The following is a 3342-nucleotide window of genomic DNA, read 5'->3' as shown; positions in this document are numbered from 1 at the left end:
CGACGAGCCCGCTCGCTCGCCCGAGGGATCGAACAGTCCCTCCACGTCCCAACCCCGGTCAACGGGGAACCCGGACACCGCGTCCACCCCCGACACCACCAGCTCCCACAAGTCCTCCGCCGACCCCACCCCACCCGGATACCGGCACCCCACCCCCACGACCGCCACGGGTTCGCGTGCGGCGGCGAGCATCTCCTCGTTGTGGCGGCGCAACCGGGTGGTCTCCTTCAGCGAGGCGCGTAGCGCCTCCACGACCGCTTCCGGGGAGGTGTTGGTCATCTCTTGTCTGCCTTTCGGGGTTCGCTGTGGCGGATCGCGGGCGCTGAGCGGGCGCTGAGCGGACTGTGAGCGGGCGCTGGGCGGACGGTGAACGGGGGCCGGGCAGGCGTGGATCGCGGGCGTGGGCGGACGGCTAGACGGAGGTGCCGGGGCCGGGATCGGCCTGCGCCAGCCGCACCAGTGCGTCGAGGTCGAGGCCGTCGATGAGTTCGTCGGTGTCGTCCCCCGCGGCAGGGCCGTCCCCGGACGCGGGTGCGGCCGCGGGCGCGGCTGTGGGCGCGGGTTCCGGCGCGAGGGTGGAGACCAGGTGGGCCGCCAGGGCGACGGGCGTCGGGTAGTCGAAGACGAGGGTGGCGGGCAGCCGCAGTCCGGTGGCCTTGCCGAGACGGTTGCGGAGCTCGACGGAGGTCAGCGAGTCCAGGCCGAGCTCCTTGAAGCCGCGCTTCGCGTCGATGGCGGCCGTGCCGGTGTAGTCGAGGGTGGCGGCCACCTCGGCACGCACCAGGTCCAGCAGGAGTTGCTGCTGCTCCTCGGCGGTCAGGCCGGCGAGCCGGTCGGCGAGGGCGGGGCCTGTGGAGGAGGCCACGGCGTCGGCCGGCCCGGCGGCCGCGGCCCGCCGGGCGCGGGTGCGTACCAGACCGCTGAGCAGCGCGGGCGCCGCCGCGCCCCGGGCGCGCAACGCGTCGGTGTCCAGCGGCAGGGGTACGGCGAGGGGTTCGCCGAGCCGCAGCGCGGCGTCGAACAGCTCCATGCCCTGCGCGGGGGTGATCGGGGTCATTCCGGACCTGGCGAACCGGTTCCGGTCGGCCCCGGTCAGCGCCGCGGCCATCCCACCCTCGGCCCACGGCCCCCACGCGAGTGAGGTGGCCGGCATGCCGTGGGCCCTGCGGTGGTGGGCGAGCGCGTCGAGGAAGGCGTTGGCCGCCGCGTAGTTGGCCTGCCCGGCGCCGCCGACCAGACCCTGGACGGAGGAGTAGAGCACGAAGGCGGACAGGTCGAGGTCCCGGGTCGCCTCGTGCAGGTTCCAGGCGGCGTCGGCCTTGGGCCGCAGCACACCGTCGATGCGCTCGGGAGTCAGCGCGCCGAGCACCCCGTCGTCGAGTACGCCCGCCGCGTGCACGACCGCGGTCAACGGGTGCCCCGCGGGCACCGCGGCCAGCAGCTTGTCCACCTCCTCGCGGACCGCGGCGTCGCAGGCCACGACGGTCACCTCGGCGCCCATGCCGGTGAGTTCGGTCCGCAGCGCCTCGGCTCCCTCGGCCGCCGGCCCGCGGCGGCCGGCCAGCAGCAGGTGCCTCACACCGTGCTCCCGGACCAGATGGCGCGCGAGTATCCCGCCGAGCGCCCCGGTGGCACCCGTGACGAGTACGGTGCCGTCCGGGTCCCACCCGCGTGCCTCCGCGGCGGGCACCACGGCGCGCCGCAGTCTCGGCACCAGCAGCCGGCCGCCGCGCAACGCGCTCTGCGGCTCGTTGCAGGCAAGGGCCCGCCCGATGCCGTCGGCGACGCCCGCCGGGTCCGCGGTGTCGAGGTCGACCAGCACCAGCCGATCGGGGTTCTCCGTCTGCGCCGAGCGCAGCAGGCCCCAGGCGGTGGAGTGGGCCAGGGCGGGGACGTCCTCGCCCGCGACGGTGGCGACCGCACCGCGGGTGACCAGGACCAGCCGTGATCCGGTGAGGCGGTCGTCGGCCAGCCACGCCTGGCACAGGCCGAGGGCGTGCCGGGCGGCCTCGTGAGGGGAGGCGCCGGCGGGCAGGCCGGCCACGACGGCGCCGGGGGCGGGGTCGCCCGCGGCAAGGGCAGCGGTCAGGGCGGCGAGGTCCGGATACCGCTCGGCGTCCGGGGGAGCGGGAAGGTCCTCGCCGAGCAGGGCCCAGGCCGGGGGCGGGGCCGCGGCCTCGGGGGCGGAGTCCCAGGCGAGGCGGAAGAGGGCGTCGTGCGGGCGCCCGGTGGCGGCTTCCACCTGGTCGGCGGACAGGGGGCGCAAGGCCAGGGACTCGACAACGGCGACAGGGCGGCCGGTGCTGTCGGCGAGTTCGAGGGTGATGGCGTCGGGCCCGGCCGGTGCGATGCGGACGCGGGCCGCGGCGGCGCCGGAGGCCAGCAGGCGCACGCCGCTCCAGACGAAGGGCAGCCGGGGCCGGTCACCGGGGGGCAGCACACCGAGTTCGGTGGCGTGCAGGGCCGCGTCGAGCAGGGCGGGATGCAGACCGAAGTCCGCCGCCTTGTCGCGCTGCGCGTCGGGGAGCCGGAGTTCGGCGTGCAGGCCGTCGTCGGCGCGCCACGCCGCCCGCAGGCCGCGGAAGGCCGGACCGTAGCCGAAACCCTGGACGGCGAGGTCGTCGTAGCGCCCGGTCAGGTCCAGGGGTGTGGCGCCGGGCGGCGGCCAGGCGGTCGACGACGTGCCCGTGAAGCCGTCGGCCTCGGGCAGCAGCGTGCCGTCCGCGTGCCGGGTCCAGGGTTCGTCGAAGCCGTCCGCGTCGGGCCGGGAGTGGAAGGTGACCGAGCGGCGACCGGCCTCGTCGGGCACGCCGACGGCGACCTGGAACCGTACGGCGCCCGTCTCGGGCAGCACCAAGGGGGCTTCGAGGGTCAACTCCTCCAGGGCGGGGGTGCCGGCCTCCAGGCCCGCGTGGAAGGCGAGTTCGACGAAGGCGGTGCCGGGCAGCAGCACCCGGCCGAGAACGGCGTGGTCGGCGAGCCAGGGGTGGCTGCGCAACGACAGACGGCCGGTGAGGAGGACCTCGTCGGTGTCGGCACGGTGGACGGTGGCGCCGACCAGCGGGTGGTCGCTCGTGCCCAGGCCCGCGGCGCCGACGTCCGCGGCGCGTGCGGGAGGTTCGGGCCAGTAGCGGTTGTGCTGGAAGGGGTACGTGGGCAGGTCCAGCCGGCGCGCGGGCGGTCCGCCGAACACGGCGGGCCAGGACGGTCCGGCGTGCCGCACGTGCAGCACCGCGAGCGCCTGCATCACGGCGTCCTTCTCGCCGCGGTCCCTGCGCAGCAGCGGCACGAACTCCGGTTCTCCGGCGTCGCCGGGACCTGTCTCGGGCACGCTGTCGCGGC

2 protein-coding genes are annotated in these 3342 nt (G+C 76.4%); both read right to left on the bottom strand.

The window, feature by feature from the left end:
- A partial coding sequence (locus tag K7G61_RS35695) for a beta-ketoacyl synthase N-terminal-like domain-containing protein (protein ID WP_225851313.1) occupies positions 1-279 on the bottom strand: 279 nt, incomplete at its 3' end.
- A 133-nt stretch (positions 280-412) separates the two neighbouring features.
- Positions 413-3342 (bottom strand): type I polyketide synthase (locus tag K7G61_RS35690; RefSeq protein ID WP_225851312.1); only part of this gene is annotated, 2930 nt, incomplete at its 5' end.

Origin of the sequence: Streptomyces sp. HPF1205, assembly GCF_020400825.1 — a bacterium.
Lineage (GTDB): Bacteria > Actinomycetota > Actinomycetes > Streptomycetales > Streptomycetaceae > Actinacidiphila.
This window is presented reverse-complemented; position numbering and strand designations above follow the sequence as displayed.